The sequence below is a fragment of the Nocardioides sp. TRM66260-LWL genome (assembly GCF_020075545.1).
Taxonomy (GTDB): Bacteria; Actinomycetota; Actinomycetes; order Propionibacteriales; family Nocardioidaceae; genus Nocardioides.
On the sequence record NZ_JAIQZK010000001.1, the window covers coordinates 11,254 to 28,643 of the forward strand.

The 17,390-nt window shown below is 74.9% G+C and carries 13 protein-coding genes; 9 read left to right on the forward strand and 4 right to left on the reverse strand.

Translation table 11 applies throughout. The features are described 5' to 3' along the window. Positions 1 to 153: 153 nt before the first annotated feature. From K8Z61_RS00060 to K8Z61_RS00070, 3 genes are all read left to right on the forward strand, one after another. On the forward strand, positions 154 to 5,076 hold the full coding sequence (locus K8Z61_RS00060; RefSeq protein WP_224126032.1) for an NAD-glutamate dehydrogenase: 4,923 nt from the start codon (positions 154 to 156) through the stop codon (positions 5,074 to 5,076). 262 nt (positions 5,077 to 5,338) lie between these two features. After that, a complete protein-coding gene (locus tag K8Z61_RS00065; protein WP_224126033.1) occupies positions 5,339 to 6,751 on the forward strand; it encodes an amidase in 1,413 nt (470 codons plus the stop codon). Between the two features lie 17 nt (positions 6,752 to 6,768). Then, positions 6,769 to 7,794, forward strand: coding sequence for an SDR family NAD(P)-dependent oxidoreductase (locus K8Z61_RS00070; protein WP_224126034.1), 1,026 nt, complete (start codon positions 6,769 to 6,771; stop codon positions 7,792 to 7,794). Here K8Z61_RS00070 and K8Z61_RS00075 read toward each other — a convergent pair. Further along, complete coding sequence (locus tag K8Z61_RS00075; RefSeq protein WP_224126035.1) at positions 7,716 to 8,519, reverse strand: VOC family protein; 804 nt, start codon at positions 8,517 to 8,519, stop codon at positions 7,716 to 7,718. The genes K8Z61_RS00070 and K8Z61_RS00075 overlap by 79 nt on opposite strands. A 1-nt stretch (position 8,520) precedes the next feature. Then, entirely contained in the window at positions 8,521 to 9,435 is a 915-nt protein-coding gene (locus K8Z61_RS00080; protein ID WP_224126036.1) for a Ku protein, read from the reverse strand. Between the two features lie 17 nt (positions 9,436 to 9,452). Between K8Z61_RS00080 and ligD (K8Z61_RS00085) the strand changes: the two genes are divergently transcribed. From ligD (K8Z61_RS00085) to K8Z61_RS00100, 4 genes are all read left to right on the forward strand, one after another. Beyond that, positions 9,453 to 10,373: a non-homologous end-joining DNA ligase gene (ligD, locus tag K8Z61_RS00085; RefSeq protein ID WP_224126037.1), complete on the forward strand. Its 921-nt coding sequence runs from the start codon at positions 9,453 to 9,455 to the stop codon at positions 10,371 to 10,373. A 7-nt stretch (positions 10,374 to 10,380) separates the two neighbouring features. Continuing rightward, a complete protein-coding gene (gene ligD / locus K8Z61_RS00090) occupies positions 10,381 to 11,331 on the forward strand; it encodes a non-homologous end-joining DNA ligase (RefSeq protein ID WP_224126038.1) in 951 nt (316 codons plus the stop codon). An 86-nt stretch (positions 11,332 to 11,417) separates the two neighbouring features. Next, on the forward strand, positions 11,418 to 12,182 hold the full coding sequence (locus tag K8Z61_RS00095) for a response regulator transcription factor (RefSeq protein ID WP_224126039.1): 765 nt from the start codon (positions 11,418 to 11,420) through the stop codon (positions 12,180 to 12,182). Positions 12,183 to 12,245: 63 nt separating this feature from the next. After that, a complete protein-coding gene (locus K8Z61_RS00100) occupies positions 12,246 to 14,189 on the forward strand; it encodes an alpha-amylase family protein (protein WP_224126040.1) in 1,944 nt (647 codons plus the stop codon). A gap of 92 nt (positions 14,190 to 14,281) precedes the next feature. On the opposite strand, the gene K8Z61_RS00105 is transcribed toward K8Z61_RS00100, so the two are convergent. Continuing rightward, positions 14,282 to 14,851 (reverse strand): TetR/AcrR family transcriptional regulator, encoded by a 570-nt coding sequence (locus K8Z61_RS00105; RefSeq protein WP_224126041.1) that lies wholly within the window; start codon positions 14,849 to 14,851, stop codon positions 14,282 to 14,284. Positions 14,852 to 14,951: 100 nt separating this feature from the next. Between K8Z61_RS00105 and K8Z61_RS00110 the strand changes: the two genes are divergently transcribed. Then, positions 14,952 to 15,464 carry a TspO/MBR family protein gene (locus K8Z61_RS00110; RefSeq protein WP_224126042.1) on the forward strand — a complete coding sequence of 171 codons (513 nt, stop codon included), beginning with the start codon at positions 14,952 to 14,954 and terminating at the stop codon, positions 15,462 to 15,464. Positions 15,465 to 15,486: 22 nt separating this feature from the next. Here the strand turns inward: K8Z61_RS00110 and K8Z61_RS00115 are convergent, their stop codons facing one another. Next, entirely contained in the window at positions 15,487 to 16,350 is an 864-nt protein-coding gene (locus K8Z61_RS00115) for a hypothetical protein (protein WP_224126043.1), read from the reverse strand. Positions 16,351 to 16,449: 99 nt separating this feature from the next. On the opposite strand from K8Z61_RS00115, the gene K8Z61_RS00120 reads away from it, so the two are divergent. Next, the gene (locus K8Z61_RS00120) at positions 16,450 to 17,388 is read left to right on the forward strand and encodes an oxygenase MpaB family protein (RefSeq protein ID WP_224126044.1); all 939 of its coding nucleotides are present in this window, start codon (positions 16,450 to 16,452) and stop codon (positions 17,386 to 17,388) included. Positions 17,389 to 17,390: the final 2 nt, after the last annotated feature.

A 17,390-nucleotide genomic window follows, 5' to 3' on the forward strand; every position in this document is an offset into this window, starting at 1 on the left:
TGGTCTGGACCTGATCGATCGTTCGGTCGATCCGCTCAGATCCGGCGCGTCGCGTCCGATCTGAGCAGCCTCGGGGTCGCCCCCGACGGCTCCGCGGTCACCCCCCGGTGCTGCTCGTCCGAGCGGCCGGGCCCTAGCGTGGAGGGCGTGTCAATGGCGACGCATGATCCCGAGCTGCTCGATCTCGTCCAGCGTGCCGCGGCGGCGGCCCGTGCCGGCACCGGCAGCGGCGGTCCGCCGGACGAGGACGTCGAGGAGCTGCTCGGCGGCTACCTCCAGCACGTGGCGGTCGACGACCTCGCCGGTCGCGCCGAGACCGACCTGTGGGGCGCCTTCGCCAGCCACTACCGGCTCGCCGGCCAGCGTCCGCAGGGCACCGCGCGGGTGCGCGTGCTCACGCCGACGATCGCCGAGCACGGCTGGTCGGCCGGCGGGCACAGCGTCGTCGAGGTGGTCACCGACGACATGCCCTTCCTGGTCGACAGCGTGACGATGGAGCTGGGCCGCCAGCGCCGCGACGTGCACCTGGTGGTGCACCCGTACGTCGACGTCGTCCGCGACATCACCGGCGCGCTGCGGCACGCCGCGCCCGTCGAGGACGGCTCGGTGGAGCCGACCGGCGAGGTGCGGCGCGAGTCGTGGATGCACGTCGAGATCGACCGGATCCCCGAGGGCGAGGACGTCGCCCCGCTCGTGGAGCGGCTCCAGGCCGTGCTGCGCGACGTCCGGGAGGCGGTCGAGGACTGGCCGCGGCTGCGGCACCGGATGCTCGAGGTGGTCGAGGAGCTGCGCTCCGACCCGCCGGCGCTGCCGGACGAGGAGGTGCGCCAGGGCGCCGAGCTGCTCGAGTGGCTCGCCGACGACCACTTCACCTTCCTCGGCTACCGCGAGTACGTGCTCGACGCCGGCGACGGCGAGGACACGCTGCGCCACGTGCCCGGCACGGGGCTGGGGATCCTGCGCGACGACCCGCTGCCCGACGCGTCCGGCTCCTTCGGCCGGCTGCCCGCCGCCGTCCGGGCCAAGGCCCGCGAGCGCTCGCTGCTGGTGCTGGCCAAGGCCAACTCCCGGGCCACCGTGCACCGGCCCGCGTACCTCGACTACGTCGGCGTCAAGACCTTCGACGTCGACGGCGCGGTCACCGGAGAGCGGCGCTTCCTCGGGCTCTTCTCCTCCACCGCCTACGCGGAGTCGCTGACCCGCATCCCGCTGCTGCGCGAACGGGCCGCCGACGTCATCCGGCGCAGCGGCTTCGACCCCCGCTCCTACGCGGGCCGGGCGCTGATGGACACCCTGGAGACCTATCCGCGCGACGAGCTCTTCCACACCTCGGTCGAGGAGCTCACCCCGATGGCGCTGGCCGCGATGCGCGCCAGCGAGCGCCGGGCCGTGCGGGTGATCGTGCGCACCGACGCCTACGGACGCTACGTCTCGGCGCTCGTCTACCTGCCCCGCGACCGCTACAACACCGCGGTGCGCGAGCGGTTCAGCCAGATCCTGCGCGACCGGCTTTGCGGCGACTCGGTCGAGTTCACCGTCCGGATCAACGAGTCGACGACCGCGCGCGTGCACTTCGTCGTCCGGCTGACGCCCGGCGCCGAGCCGCTGTCCCTCGACACCGGCGACCTCGAGCGTCGCCTGGCCGAGGCCTCCCGCAACTGGCGCGACGACTTCCTGGGCGCGGTCATCGCCGAGTTCGGCGAGGAGCACGGGGCGGAGCTGGGCCGCCGCTACGCCGACGCCTTCCCGGAGGCCTACAAGGAGGACTTCGCCCCGCGCACGGCGGCCGTCGACGTCGGGCGGCTCGAGGAGCTGCTGACCAGCGACCCCGGCGCCGAGGCCGGCGACGGTCCGGGGGACCCGGCCGACACGGACGCCGAGGGCGGCATCGACCTCGCGCTGTCCGAGCCGCCGGATGCCGGGCGCGGCGAGGCCCGCCTGAAGGTCTACCGCGTCGGCTCGCCGCTCTCGCTCTCCGAGGTGCTGCCGATGCTCGCGAGCCTCGGCGTCGAGGTGGTCGACGAGCGGCCCTACGGCCTCACCGGCCTGCCGCGGCCCTCGCACGTCTACGAGTTCGGCCTGCGCTACGGCGGCGACCTGCCCGACCGGGCGCGCGAGCTCGTCCAGGACGCCCTGCGCGCGATCTGGGAGGGCCGCTCGGAGGTCGACGGCTTCAACGCGCTGGTGCTCGCCGCCGGGCTCAACTGGCGCCAGGCCACGGTGCTGCGGGCCTATGCGAAGTACCTGCGCCAGGGCGACTCGCCGTTCGTCCAGGAGACGATCGAGGCGGCGCTGCTGGCCAACGTCGCGATCACCCGCCAGCTGGTGCGGCTCTTCGAGGTGCGCTTCGACCCCGGCGCGGAGGTGGCTCGCGAGTCCGACGCCGAGGAGGAGATCGCCGAGCACGTCACGGCCGCGCTCGAGGAGGTCGCCAGCCTCGACCACGACCGCATCCTGCGCACCTACCTGACGCTGATCCGCGCCACGCTGCGCACCAACTGGTACCAGCCCGACGCCGAGGGCCTGTCGAAGAACTACCTGAGCCTGAAGCTGGAGTCGGCGCGGATCCCCGACCTGCCCGAGCCGCGGCCGCGCTTCGAGATCTTCGTGTACTCGGCGCGGATGGAGGGCGTGCACCTGCGCTTCGGGGCGGTCGCCCGCGGCGGCCTGCGCTGGTCGGACCGGCGCGACGACTTCCGCACCGAGGTGCTCGGCCTGGTCAAGGCGCAGATGGTGAAGAACACCGTCATCGTGCCGGTCGGCGCGAAGGGCGGCTTCGTCGCCAAGGCGCTGCCCGACCCGGCCGTCGACCGCGAGGCGTGGCTGGCGGAGGGCATCGCCTGCTACCGCACGTTCATCAGCGGCCTGCTCGACGTCACCGACAACCTCGTCGACGGCGTCACGGTGCCGCCGCGCAGCGTCGTGCGTCACGACGGCGACGACTCCTACCTCGTCGTGGCCGCCGACAAGGGCACCGCGACCTTCTCCGACATCGCCAACGAGGTGGCCCGCTCGTACGGGTTCTGGCTGGGCGACGCCTTCGCGTCCGGCGGATCGGTCGGGTACGACCACAAGGCCATGGGCATCACCGCCCGCGGCGCGTGGGTCTCGGTGCAGCGGCACTTCCGCGAGCGCGGCATCGACTGCCAGGCCGAGGACTTCACCTGCGTCGGCGTCGGCGACATGAGCGGCGACGTGTTCGGCAACGGCATGCTCCTCTCGCCGCACACGCGGCTGGTGGCGGCCTTCGACCACCGCGACGTCTTCCTCGACCCCGACCCCGACCCGGCGGTCTCCCTCGCCGAGCGGCGGCGGCTCTTCGCGCTGCCCCGCTCGTCGTGGCAGGACTACGACCGGTCGCTGATCTCCGCGGGCGGCGGCGTCCACTCCCGCTCGCTCAAGGCCGTCCCGATCACGCCCCAGGTGCGCGGCGCGCTCGGCCTCGAGGACGACGTCGAGCACCTGACGCCGGCCGAGCTGATGCGGGCGATCCTGCGGGCGCCCGTCGACCTGCTGTGGAACGGCGGCATCGGCACCTACGTCAAGGGCTCGGAGGAGTCGAACGCCGAGGTCGGCGACAAGGCCAACGACGCGATCCGCGTCGACGGCCGCGACGTGCGGGCCTGGTGCGTCGGCGAGGGCGGCAACCTGGGGCTCACCCAGGCGGGCCGCGTCGAGTACGCCCGGCAGGGCGCCGACGGCTCGGGCGGCCGGATCAACACCGACTTCATCGACAACTCCGCGGGCGTCGACACCTCCGACCACGAGGTCAACATCAAGATCCTCCTCGACCGGGTCGTCGTCGCCGGCGACCTCACGGTCAAGCAGCGCGACGCCCTGCTGGCGGAGATGACCGACGAGGTCGCGGCGCTGGTGCTGCGCGACAACCACGAGCAGAACCTCGCGCTGGCCAACGCGGCCTCCCACGCCCCGGCGCTCCTGCACGTCCACGAGGACTGGATGCGCACGCTGGAGCGGCGCGGCGTCCTGCACCGCGAGATCGAGGGGCTGCCCTCGCGCACCGAGGTGCGGCGCCGGCTGGAGCGCGGCGAGGGGCTGACCGTGCCCGAGCTGTCGGTGCTGATGTCGTGGACCAAGATCGTGCTCGCCGAGGAGCTGCTGGAGTCCGACCTGCCCGACGACCCGTACCTCGCCGTCGACCTGCACGGGTACTTCCCCACGGCGATGCGCGAGCGGTTCGCCGCGCAGATCGAGGAGCACCCGCTGCGCCGCGAGATCATCGTGACGCAGGTGGTCGGCGACCTGGTGAACGTCGCCGGGCTCACCTACTGGCCCCGGCTGGCGGCCGAGACCGGCGCGTCGGCGGCCGAGCTCGTGCGGGCGAACTTCGTGGCTCGGGAGATCTTCGCGTCCCTGCCGCTGCGCGAGGAGATCGCGGCGTGGGACCACCGGCTCCCCGCGGCGCTGCAGACCCGCATGCGCCTGGAGATGCGCACGCTCGTCGAGCGGGCCTCGCGCTGGCTGGTGACCCACCGTCGTCCGCCGCTGGACTCCGCCGCGACCGTCGAGCAGTTCGCCGGGCCGGTGCAGGAGACGCTGGCGCAGCTGCCCGACCTGATGGGCGGCCGCGAGCTCGCGGCCTACCAGGAGCGGCGCGACGAGCTCGTCGGGCTCGGCGTCCCGCGTGAGCTGGCGTCCCGGGTGGCCGTGCTGCCGCCCGCCTACGCGGTGCTCGGCGTCGTCGACGTCGCGGGACGGCTCGGGCTGGAGCCCGACGAGGTGGCCCGCGTGCACTTCACCCTCGGCGAGCGGCTGGGCATCCCGGCGCTCAGCGAGCGGGTGCTCGCGCTGCCCCGCGAGGACCGCTGGCAGACGATGGCCCGGGCCGCGCTGCGCGACGACCTGCACGGCGTGCACGTGGCCCTCACCCAGCAGGTGCTGGCCACGACGGACGCCTCGGAGTCGGCCGCCGCCCGGGTCGCGGCCTGGGAGGACGCCGACGCCGTCCGCATCGGTCGCGCCACGCGCACCCTGGAGGAGATCTGCGGCGACGACGCCGCCGACCTCGCCCGGATGTCGGTGGGGCTGCGGGTCGTCCGGGGGCTGGCGGGCTGACGGGTCGGTGCTCGGCTCGATGCCGGGTGCGGCGCGGTCGGCGGCGTCGGTTTCCCCGGTCGACCGGGGAAACCGACGCTCCGTGACGCGCTGGGCACCGCGCAGGCCCGATCCAGGTACCGAGCGCGTCACGGAGCGGTGAGACGTCCGCCGAGCCGGTCGCACGGCCTCGCGTCCTCCGGCAGGTCCGCAGGCCGGCCGCGCCGTCGCACCTCGGTCTCCCTCAGGTCGCAACTCACCGCCGGTGCGTCATGATCACGCCGTGAACGCCCTCGCCCCGGACGCCGGAGTCAGCCAGATCGCCGCAGCCGTGAGCGCGGGGGAGGTGAGCGCGAGCGAGGTGCTCGAGGCGTCGCTGCAGCGGGTCGAGCAGCGCGACGCGCACCTCAACGCCTTCACCGTGGTGCTGCGCGAGCAGGCGCGAGCGGAGGCGGCGGCCGTGGACGCGGCGATCGCGGCCGGCCTCGAGCCCGGGCCGCTGGCCGGCGTGCCGATCGCGATCAAGGAGGAGCTCGCGGTCGCGGGCACCGTCACGACCTTCGGCGGTCGCGGCAACAGCACGCCGTCCGACCACGACTCGCTGCTCGTGGCCCGGCTGCGGGCCGCGGGCGCGGTGATCGTCGGCAAGACCGCGATGCCGGAGTTCGGCGCGTGGCCCTTCACCGAGTCGCGCGCCCACGGCATCACCCGCAACCCGTGGGCCGACGACCGCACGCCCGGCGGCTCCAGCGGCGGCACCGCCGCGGCGGTCGCGGCGGGCCTCGTCCCGATCGGCATCGGCGGCGACGGCGGCGGGTCGATCCGCATCCCGAGCGCCTGCTGCGGGCTGTTCGGCCTCAAGCCGCAGCGCGCCCGCGTCACCGGCGCCCCGGCGCCGCACCTGTGGTGGAAGCTCGGCACCATCGGGCCCCTGGCCCGCAGCGTGCGCGACTCCGCCCTGGTCTACGACGTCATCCGCGGTGGCGCGCCGTCGGACCTCTTCGCCGCCGGCGAGGTCGGCTCCTTCGTCGAGGCCGCCGAGCGCGAGCCGGGACGCCTGCGGGTCGGCTGGACGCTGAAGCCGGTGACCCCCGGCGTCCGGCCCGACCCGATCGACGTCGAGGCCGTGCACGCCACCGCGCGCCTGCTCGCCGACCTGGGCCACGACGTCCGCGAGATCGATCCCGCCTACCCCGACCCGACGGCGGCCTTCGTGCCCCAGTTCTTCGCCGGCATCCGCTCCGAGGCCGACGAGGTGGAGCACTTCGACCGGCTCGAGCGGACGACCCGGCAGACCTACCGGCTCGGCTCCTGGGTCACCCCGCGGGTGCGCGACTGGGCGCTGCGCCGCACCGAGGACGTCGCCCGGGCGGCGAACCGCGTCTTCGACGACGTCGACGTGCTCCTCACCCCGACCCTGGCGACCCGCCCCCCGCGGGTCGGCCAGCTCGACGGCGGCCTGCTCGGCGTCAACACCGCGACGATGGCGCTGCGGGCGGCGCCGATGATCGCCTACGCGGCCCTGTGGAACGTCGCGGGCAACCCGGCGGCGGCGATCCCTGCGGGCGTGGGCGTCGACGGCCTGCCCCTCTCGGTGCAGCTGGTCGGGCCGACCGGCGGCGAGCCGCTGCTGCTCTCGCTGTCGGCGCAGATCGAGGCCGCCCGCCCGTGGACGCGCCTGGCGCCGTCGGCCTGACGAGGCAGACTGCAGGGGTGTCCACGCTCCGCCTTCCGTCCCTGCGCACCGTCGCCACCGCCCCGGTGACGCTGCCCCGCACCACCCCGCTGCTGGCCGGCCCGGCCGCCGCGGTCCGACGCGTCGTCGCCCGGCCGCTGGGCCTGCCGAGCCCGCTGCGCGGGCGGGTCGTCGTCGTGACCGGCGCGTCCTCGGGCATCGGCGAGGCCACCGCCCGGGCCGTGGCCGGCGTCGGCGCGCACGTGGTGCTGGTCGCGCGGCGGGCCGAGGAGCTAGAGCGGGTGGCCGGAGAGATCGCCGCCGCGGGCGGCAGCGTCACCTGGCACGCCGTCGACCTCACCGACGCCGCCGCGATCGACGCCCTCGTCGCGACGCTGCTCGAGGAGCACGGGGCCGTCGACCACCTGGTCAACAACGCGGGTCGCTCGATCCGCCGCAGCCTGGCGCTGAGCACCGACCGCATGCACGACTTCGAGCGCACGATGGCGATCAACTACCTCGGCCCCGTCCGGCTCACGCTCGGCCTGCTCCCGGCGATGCGCGCCCAGCGCTTCGGCCACGTGGTCAACATCGTGTCGTGGGGCGTCCAGATCAAGGCGCCGAAGTTCTCCGCCTACCTGGCCTCGAAGGCCGCGCTCGACACCTTCGCGCGCATCGCCGGCCGCGAGACCTTCGCCGACAACGTCGCCTTCACCAACATCCGGGTCTCGCTGGTGCAGACGCCGATGACGGCGCCGACCGAGGCCTACCGCGGCCGCGGCTCGACGCCGGAGGCCGCGGCCGCGCGGATCCTGCGCGCGCTGGAGGACCGGCCGATCACCCAGGACGTGCTGGCCGGACGCCTCGGCGAGGCGTTCAACCTGCTCGCCCCACGGCTCAGCGACGCGCTGTTCGCCGGGTTCGACGCGCTGTTCCCCGACTCCGCCGCGGCCCGCGCGGGCCTCGCCGCGGTGCCGGACGACGCTCAGGCCGGCTCGGCTACCGACGCCGCGAGCTTGAAGCCGGCCCCGGACGGGTCGCGCAGCGTCGCCAGCCGTCCGTAGGGCGTCGCGTGCGGGGCGTCGACCACCGTGCCGCCGCCCGCCTCGACGGCCGCCACCGCGGCGTCGAGGTCGTCGACCATCCAGTACACCTGCCAGGTCGAGGTCGCACCGGCCCAGCCGGAGGCGTCCATGACGCCGGCCAGCTCGGCGCCGGCGTCGTCCACGAGCCGGCGGTAGGGGAACGGCGCGCCCTCGAGCGGCGCGGTGCGCCACCCGAAGACCGCCTCGTAGAACGCCACCGTCTGGTCGAACGCCGAGGCCGTGTGCAGCTCCAGCCAGTACGGACCGCCCGGCACCCGCACGGCCGCGAACCCGCGGTGCGCGCCCGGCTGCCGGGCGCCCACGGGGGCACCGGACGGATCGACGACCTGGGCGAACCAGCCCAGATCGGCCACCTGCATCGGCTCGACGATGACCGGCGCCCCGGCGGCGCGGGCCCGCGCGACGGTCGCGTGGACGTCGTCGACGTGCAGGTAGACCGTCCAGGCGCTGGCGAGCGGGGAGCCGGCGGCGTCGCCCGGGTGGCCCATGAGGCCGGCGATCCACCCGCCGTCGGGCGTCCCGTCGATCGTGAAGTTCGCGTAGCCCCCGAGCTGCGGGTCCGGCTCGGTGCAGCCCCAGCCGACGACCGCGGGGTAGAACGCGCGGGCGCGCTCGGCGTCGGCGGTGAACAGCTCGGCCCACACGGGCTGGCCGGGAACGGGCGGGGCGGGCGCGTCGGTCATGTCAGCTGGCCTTCTTCTTGGCGGCGGTCTTCTTCGCCGTGGTCTTCTTCGCTGGGGTCTTCCTGGCCGCCTTCTTCGCGGTCTTCGCGGCCGGGGCTCGCGCCGTGGTGTCGTCCTCCGCCGACGGCTCCTCGCCCCGCGCCTGCTGGGCCGCGGCCACCGAGCGCTGGAGGGCGGCGAGCAGGTCGACGACCTCGCCGGAGGTCTTGGTGGACGACTCGGTGCGCTGCACCTCGCCGCCCTCGATCTTGGCCGTCACCAGGGCGTGCACGGCGTCGGCGTAGTCGTCCTCGAACTCGGCGGGGTCGAAGTCGCCGGCGAGGGTCTCGACGAGCATCCGGGCCATCGCGACCTCGGCGTCCTTCACCTCGCCCACCTGCTCGGAGGTCACCGAGAAGTCGGGGGTGCGCACCTCGTCCGGCCACATCATGGTCTGCAGGACGATCACCTCGCCGCGCACGCGCAGCACCGCGACGGTGGTGCGCTGGCGCAGGGCGACGGTCACGACCGCCACCCGGTCGCTCTCCTCGAGCGCCTGCCGCAGCAGCGCGTACGGCTTGGCGCCGGCGCCCTCGGGCTCGAGGTAGTACGACTTCTCGAACAGCATCGGGTCGATCTGCTCCGAGGGCACGAACTTCTCCACCGCGATCTCCCGCGAGGACGTCGAGGGCAGGTCGCGCAGGTCGTCGTCGGTGAGGACGACCATCTCGCCGTCCTCGGTCTCGTAGCCCTTGGCGATCTCGGAGTACGGCACCTCCTCGCCGTCGATCGCGCAGATGCGCTGGTAGCGGATGCGCCCGCCGTCGGCGACGTGCACCTGCCGGAACGAGACATCGTGGGACTCGGTGGCGGCGTACAGCTTGACGGGCACGCTGACCAGGCCGAACGAGACGGCGCCCTTCCAGATGGCTCGCATGGGGCAAGGATGGACCCATGCGTCCGATGCTCGCCACCAAGGGCACTCGCCCACCCGCGGGGGCGGCCTGGCTGCACGAGGTGAAGTGGGACGGCGTGCGCGCCCTGGTCGAGGCGTCCCGCGACGGCGCCGTGCGGATGACCAGCCGCAACGAGAACGTCATCACCGCGGCCTGGCCGGACGTCGCCGAGGCGGGGGCGGCGCGCGACCTGCTGCTCGACGGCGAGGTGATCGCGCTCGGCGAGCGCGGCACCCCCGACTTCCGCGCCCTGCAGGACCGCATCCACGTCCGGCGCCGCGAGCAGGCGCTGCGGTGGGCGCGGGAGCGTCCGGCCGTGCTGATGGTCTTCGACGTGCTGCGCCTCGACGGCCGCGACCTCGCCGGTCGCCCGCTCGAGGAGCGGCGGGCGATCCTCGAGGGCCTGCGCGGCGAGCTGGGCGCCTGGCAGGTGCCCGACGCCCACGACGACGGCGCGATGCTCGCCGAGGCGACGCTCGCCCAGGGCCTGGAGGGCGTGGTGAGCAAGCGGCGCGACTCGCCGTACCGCTTCGGCGAGCGCAGCCCGCACTGGCTGAAGATGCCCCACCGCACGCGGGCCTCGTACGTCGTGGGCGGCTGGCGGCCCCAGGAGGGCACGCACGACCGGCTCGCCGCGCTCCTCGTGGGCGAGCCCACGCCGGACGGGCTGGCCTACCGTGGCCGCGTGGGCAGCGGCATCGGGACGACGGCGTCCGCCCGGCTGCGCGCGCTGCTCGACCCGCTCGCCGCCGCCTCGTCCCCGTTCGCCGACGAGGTGCCGGCGCTCGACGCCCGGGGCACCCGCTGGGTGCGCCCGCTGCTGGTCGTCGAGGTGGAGACGCACGGGGTCGGGTACCGCCGGCTGCGGCAGCCGTCGTTCCAGGGCGTGCGCACCGACGTCACGGCGGCCGACCTGTGAGCGCCGCGTGAGCCCCGGCCCGGCGTCCGACGACGCCGCGATCCGGGTGGAGGTCGACGGTCGCACGCTGACCATCAACCACCTCGACAAGGTGCTCTACCCGCGCACAGGCACCACGAAGGGCGAGGTGCTGCACTACTACGCCTCCATCGCCCCGGTGCTGCTGCCGCAGCTGCGCGACCGGCCGATCACCCGCGTGCGCTGGCCGCACGGCGTCGGCGAGGCGGGGTTCTTCGAGAAGAACGTGCCCGGCGGCACGCCGTCGTGGGTGCGCACCGCGCGGGTGCCGACCACCGGCTCGCGCGCCTGGGGGAGCGGGGCGTCCACGACGGGCTCCAGCCGGCCGCGCCCGGACGTGCTGACGATGCCGCTGGTCGACGACGTCGCCACCCTCACCTGGCTGGCCAACCTGGCGGCGCTGGAGCTGCACGCCCACCAGTGGCGGATCGGGCCCGACGGCGCCCCGGGGCCCGCCGACCGCGTCGTCGTCGACCTCGACCCCGGCGATCCGGCCGGGCTGCGCGAGTGCTGCCAGGTGGCGCTCGACGTCCGCGGCCTCGCCGCCGAGCAGGGACTGGACGCCCGCCCGGTGCTGTCCGGCTCGAAGGGCCTGCACCTCTACCTCCCCCTGCCCGAGCCGCTCCCGGCCGAGCAGACCACCGCGCTGGCCAAGGAGCTCGCCGAGCGGCTGCAGCGCGACCGACCGCAGGCGGTCACCGCGGCGATGGCCAAGGTCCGACGCGGCGGCCGGGTCTTCGTCGACTGGTCGCAGAACGCGGCGGCCAAGACCACCGTCGCGCCGTACTCGCTGCGCGGTCGCGAGCGGCCGACCGTCGCCGCGCCGATCACCTGGGCCGAGGTCGAGGCCGGCGCCTCCGACCCGCTGGGCCTGGAGCAGCTGCGGTTCGACGAGGTGCTCGCCCGCGTGGCCCGCGACGGCGACCTGCTCGGGCCCTGACCGGCCGTCGTCCGCGGCGTCGCGGACCGGTCTCCCCGGCGTGCCGGGCCGCCCCGGGACACACCCGTCCACGGTAGGGTCCTGCCATGTCTGCGCGCGTGCTGGTGGTCGAGGACGAGGAGGACATCTCCTTCCCGCTCGTCCGCACCCTCGAGCGCGAGGGCTACGAGGTGCGCTCGGTCGAGAGCGGCGCCGCGGCCCTCACCGAGATCGGCCTCGTGCCGCTCGACCTCGTCATCCTCGACCTCGGGCTGCCCGACATGGACGGCCTCGACGTCTGCAAGCAGGCCCGCGAGGGCGGCTACACCGGCGCCATCATGATCGTCACCGGCCGCGGCGCCGAGCTCGACCGCGTGGTCGGGCTCGACTACGGCGCCGACGACTACCTCGTCAAGCCGTTCGGCGTGGCCGAGCTGCAGGCCCGGGTGCGGGCGCTGCTGCGCCGCGTGGGCGGCCCCGCGGCGGTCGAGCAGGTCGACCCCGACGGCCTGCGCATCGACATCGACGCCCGCCGCGTCTACTCCGGCGAGCGCGAGGTGCCGCTGACGGGCAAGGAGTTCGACGTGCTGGCGATCCTCGCCTCGCACCGCGACAAGGTCGTCTCCCGCGGCCGGCTGATGGCCGACGTGTGGGACGAGAACTGGTACGGCTCCACCAAGACCCTCGACGTCACCATCGGCCGCCTGCGGCAGAAGCTGGAGAGCGTCGGGGTGCGCGAGAAGGTCGTGGCCGTGCGCGGCGTGGGGTTCCGGCTCGAGGGCGCGTCCGCGTCGTCCGCGTCGTCCTCGGGATCCCCGTCGGCACAGGCGGCGGGGGCCGCGCCGGCCTCGCAGCCCTCCGAGCAGGCGTAGCCGGTCCGGACCGGTGTCGCCGCGCGGCGCCGGGCCCGCCATGATGGGCGCGTGCAGCCCAGGGTGACCCCCGTCACAGTCCTCGACGCCGTGCGCCCCGTCCTCGCGCGCCTCCCGGCCCACCGCCGGACGACGTTCGAGCTGCGGCTCGAGCGCTGGTGGCCCGACCTGAGCGCCGGGGTCGCGGCGGTGCACGCCGACGCGCTCGACGTCGCCACGCGCCTCGCGGTCATCGCCGCCGAGGGCTTCGCCGCGCGCCCCGACGAGCTGCACGTGCTCGACGAGCGGCGCCTGCTCGAGCCCGACCGGCTGCAGCGACCCGAGCAGCTCGGCTACGCCTGCTACACCGAGCGCTTCGGCGGCGACCTCGCCGGGGTGGGGGAGCGGCTCGACTACCTCGCCGAGCTCGGCGTCACCTACCTGCACCTGATGCCGCTGCTGCAGCCCCGCGACGGCGACAACGACGGCGGGTACGCGGTGGCCGACTACCGGCGCGTGCGTCCCGACCTCGGGACGATGGACGATCTCGCCGCGCTCGCCGGCCGGCTGCGCGAGCGCGGCATGAGCCTGGTCGTCGACCTCGTGCTCAACCACGTCGCGCGCGAGCACCCCTGGGCCGTCGCCGCCCGGGCGGGCGACGAGCGGCACCGCGCGTACTTCCACGTCTTCCCCGACCGCACCGTCCCCGACGCCTTCGAGCGCACCGTCCCGGAGGTGTTCCCCGACTTCGCGCCGGGCAGCTTCACCGCCGACCCCGATCTCGACGGCTGGGTCTGGACGACGTTCAACTCCTGGCAGTGGGACCTCGACTGGAGCAACCCCGACGTGCTCGCGGAGTTCGCCGAGATCGTCCTGCTGCTCGCGAACGCGGGCGTCGAGGTGCTGCGGCTCGACGCGATCGCGTTCCTGTGGAAGCGCCTGGGCACCACCTGCCAGAACGAGCCCGAGGTGCACGCGCTCACCCAGGCCCTGCGCACCGTCGCGCGCCTCGCCGCGCCCGCGGTCGCGTTCAAGGCCGAGGCGATCGTCGGGCCCCGCGACCTCGTGGCCTACCTCGGCACGGGCGAGCACGCCGGCCGGGTGAGCGACCTGGCCTACCACAACACGCTGATGGTGCAGGTGTGGTCGATGCTGGCCGCCCGCGACACCCGGCTGGCCCGGCACGCCCTCGCGGCCCTTCCCGACACCCCGTCGACGGCCACCTGGATCACCTACGTGCGCTGCCACGACGACATCGGCTGGGCGATCGACGACGCCGACGCGGCCGCCGTCGGGCTCTCGGGTCCGGCGCACCGCGCGTTCCTCTCCGACTGGTACGCCGGCGACTTCCCCGGCTCGTGGTCGGAGGGCCTGGTCTTCCAGCACAACCCGGCCACCGGCGATCGTCGGATCAGCGGCACCGCCGCCTCGCTCGCCGGGCTGGGAGCCGGACGACGCGATGCCGACGGCGCGTTCGCCCGGCTGTTCCTCGCCCACGCGATCGTCGCGGCCTGGGGCGGCATCCCGGTGATCTGGAGCGGCGACGAGCTCGCCCTGCCCAACGACCCCTACTGGGCCGCCGAGCCCGGTCACGGCGCCGACAACCGCTGGGCGCACCGACCGCGGGTCACCGACGTCGACCGGGCCGGCCGGCTGCGCTCCGGCTCGGACGCCGCGCGGGCCTTCGCCGGCCTGGCCCACCTCGCGCGGGTGCGGGCGAGCCTGCCGCAACTGCACGGCAGCGTCACCCCGCAGGTGCTGCTCGACACCGACGACGGCCTGCTCGTCCTGGTGCGGCGCCACCCGTCCGGCGCGCTGGTGGCGGTCTACAACGTCACCGCCGAGGCGCGGCCGCTCTCCCTGCCCCGTCTCGAGCACCTGCTGCCCGGCGCTCCCAGCTCCGTGCTGCACGACGCGCTGTCGGGTCACGGCGTCACCGCGGGCGCGGACGGGATCGTCCACGTGCCCCCGTACGCCGCCTGGTGGGTGGTGCGGGGCCCTGCGCAGGTTTCCCCGGATATCCGGTGAAACCGGACGTTGTCAGGGGAAGTTTCACCTGACAACGTCCAGCTTTCCCTGACCAGTCCGGCCCAGGACCCCGCGGGCGGGCCTGCGACGGCTCAGCCGCGCGCGACCGCGAGCACGGCGCGGGCGACGGCGTCGGGGCCCACGGTCCGGCCGCCGGTGAGCGCCTCGGTGAGACACAGGGCGTAGAGCAGTCCGAACGCCTCGTCGGCGGCCTCCGGAGAGGCTCCCAGCCGCGTCACGAGCCAGGTCGTGACGGTGCCGCCGATCTCGGCCATGACGGCCTCGTTGCGGGCCCGCACCTCGGGCTCGGCGTCGAGCTCGACGAGGAAGGCCCGCGTGGCGGCCCGGTGCTCGGCGAAGATGGCCAGCGCCGCCTCCCCGAGCGCACGGGCGGCTCGCTCGTCGTCCGGCTCCTCCGCCACGTCCGCGAACGCCTCGCGGGTGGCGGCGAGCATGGCCGCCTGCTCGCGCTCCTGCAGGGCGGCGACCAGCCGGCCGCGGTCGCCGAATCGGTGGTAGAGCGCGCCGTTCGAGGTGCCCGAGCGCTCGGCCACCGAGGCCACCGTCACCGCCGCCAGGCCGCCCTCGCGCAGCAGCGCGGCGGCGGCGTCGAGCATCCGCTCCATCGAGCTCTCGCTGCGGGACTGCTGGGGACGGCGCACGCGGGCGAGGCTAGTGGGCGGCAGTGCTGGTCGGCGGGACCTCCTCACCCCCGAGGAGACGGGGCGCCTGCTCGTCCGGTCGGCGGGGAACGCTGAGGCCATGGCCACCACGTCCAGCCCGTCCGCGCCCGCCACCCGTCGTCATGCTCCCGACCGCGGACGCGGCTGGTTGGGCCTCGTGCCGTTCCTGCTCGCCGTCGCGCTGGTCTCCGCGGTCGGCGGGCTCGCGGCGTCGTCGTCCCAGGAGACCTACCGCGCGCTCGAGCTGCCGCCCTACGCGCCGCCGTCGTGGGTCTTCGGCCCGGTCTGGACGGTGCTCTACGTGACGATCGCCGTGGCCGGGTGGCTCGCCTGGCGCGCCGGTGCCGGGCCGCGCGAGCTGTCGGTGTGGGGCGTGCAGCTGCTGCTCAACCTCGCCTGGACGCCGCTCTTCTTCGCCGCGGGCGAGTACCGCTGGGCGCTGGTCGAGATCGTGGCGCTGCTGGCGTCGGTGGTCGCCACCGTCGTCGTGCTGGGCCGCGTGCGCCGCGCGGCCGGTCTCCTGCTGCTGCCCTACCTGGCCTGGGTGGCCTTCGCGACCGCGCTCAACGCGGGCATCGTCGTCCTGAACTGACGCCGGCGGCGACGCGCGCCGCTCAGCCGAGGACCATCGCCCAGCCGAGCGACGAGCCGTTGGCGTTCAGCGTCGTCGCGCTCCCGTTCGCGACGCACAGGCCGACGTCGTAGATGCCGGCGCTCGGCGTGGAGGTGGCCGAGATCGGCACCAGGGTGCCCTTGTCGATCGGCACGGTGAGGCCCTGGACCCCGGAGAGGTCCACGAGCCGCGACCGGCCGACCTGCCGACCGCAGATCGAGACCACCGCGCGCACGCTGCTCGCGCCGCCGCTCACCCCGAGCACGGCCGTCCCGGAGGCCACCACGCGCTGCCCCGTCCCGACGACGAGCTGGACGGTGCCGCCGGCGAAGACGTAGTCGGACGAGCCGCCCGGGATGGCGTCGATCGGTCCCTCGAAGCGATCGGCGCTCACCGGGCCGCCGGATCCGGCCGGTCCCGCAGGTCCCGCGGGTCCGGTGGCTCCGGCGGCGGCCAACACGCCCCACGTGCCGGCGTCGGTCGGCGCCACGCCGCGCGAGGCCCTGCGGGCGACGTAGGAGCCGCCGTCCTGCGTGACGACGTCCTGCGCGGCGTAGGAGGTGCTCGCGCTCCACGCGCCCCGGAAGCGATACCCCGACGACCAGCGGACCGTGCGCTCGCCGCTGCGGCAGCGCGCGCCGCGGTCGGCGTCCACGAGGCGCACCGCGCCGGAGGACGCGACGCATCCGGTGAACTGGCCCGAGCTCGCGGACGGGATGGCCGCGTACGCGAGCCCGCCGGTCACGGCCGTGGCGCCGAGCGCCCCGACGACGAGGCCGGTCGTGCCTCGGCGACGGCGCAGGAGCTCGGCGGGCGAGCGTCGGGGACGCGGGGACGGTGCGGTCGCGGGAGGTTCGGTCGGCATGGGATCACCTGGGGAGTCGAGCGCTCGGCGAGCGCGGTGGCCGTCAGGCTAGTGGGCTCGGGTCTCGACAGAACGGAGCATGCGCTCTAATTTTCTTCCATGAGCCCCGTCCTGACCTGGCGCGGCCGTCGCTTCGGCGGCGTGGCCCGCGATCACTGGCGTCGCGCGAACGACGACCTCGACCCCGAGACCGACTACGTCGAGATCTACCGCCGGGTCGCCCAGCACGAGTTCCCGTGGGACTTCATCCAGGCGCTGTCGTTCGCGCTGTTCCGCACCTACGCGGTGCCCGGCATCGGCCGGCTGCTCGGCGAGACCGGCGCCTTCACCGAGGCCGTCCAGAAGCGCTACGACGACACCGCGCTCCTGCTCGACCAGCCGTTGAAGCACGGCTTCGAGCACCCGACGGCCCGGGCCGCGATCCGGCGGATCAACCAGATGCACCGCAGCTACGACATCCCCGACCACGAGATGCGCTACGTGCTCTCGACCTTCGTCGTCGTGCCGCAGCGCTGGCTCGCCGACTACGGCAAGCGACCGCTCTCGCCGGTCGAGGAGCGGGCGTCGGTCAACTACTACCGCGCGCTCGGCCGGCACATGAACATCCCCGACGTGCCGGAGACCTTCGCGGGGTTCGCAGCGCTGATGGACTCCTACGAGGCCGAGCACTTCGGCTACGACGAGGGCGGACGCGCGGTCGCCGACGCGACCCTCGGCCTGATGCTCACCTTCTACCCGGCGCCGCTGCGTCCGGCCGTCGAGGTCTTCAGCCGGGCGCTGATGGACGAGCCGTTGGCCCGCGCGCTCGGCTACGAGCCGGTGACGCCCGCGGTCCGGTGGGCCGCGCAGGCCGGTCTGCGGGCACGGGGCGTCGCGCTGCGGGCGTTCCCGGCGCGGCTGACGCCGGTGCGCACCGAGGACTCGCCCTTCATCCGCTCCTATCCCGACGGCTACCGGGTGCCCGACATGGGCACCTTCCCGACGCCGGGCGTCGCGGGGTGCCCCGTGCGGCACGTCGCGGAGTCCGAGACCGCATGACC

Bases quoted from the DNA above. Each gene is read 5' to 3' on its own strand.
- K8Z61_RS00060 (WP_224126032.1), top strand. From the start codon at position 154: ATGGCGACGCATGATCCCGAGCTGCTCGATCTCGTCCAGCGTGCCGCG.
- K8Z61_RS00075 (WP_224126035.1), bottom strand. From the start codon at position 8,519: ATGACCGACGCGCCCGCCCCGCCCGTTCCCGGCCAGCCCGTGTGGGCC.
- K8Z61_RS00080 (WP_224126036.1), bottom strand. From the start codon at position 9,435: ATGCGAGCCATCTGGAAGGGCGCCGTCTCGTTCGGCCTGGTCAGCGTG.
- ligD (WP_224126037.1), top strand. From the start codon at position 9,453: ATGCGTCCGATGCTCGCCACCAAGGGCACTCGCCCACCCGCGGGGGCG.
- K8Z61_RS00095 (WP_224126039.1), top strand. From the start codon at position 11,418: ATGTCTGCGCGCGTGCTGGTGGTCGAGGACGAGGAGGACATCTCCTTC.
- K8Z61_RS00110 (WP_224126042.1), top strand. From the start codon at position 14,952: ATGGCCACCACGTCCAGCCCGTCCGCGCCCGCCACCCGTCGTCATGCT.
- K8Z61_RS00115 (WP_224126043.1), bottom strand. From the start codon at position 16,350: ATGCCGACCGAACCTCCCGCGACCGCACCGTCCCCGCGTCCCCGACGC.
- K8Z61_RS00120 (WP_224126044.1), top strand. From the start codon at position 16,450: ATGAGCCCCGTCCTGACCTGGCGCGGCCGTCGCTTCGGCGGCGTGGCC.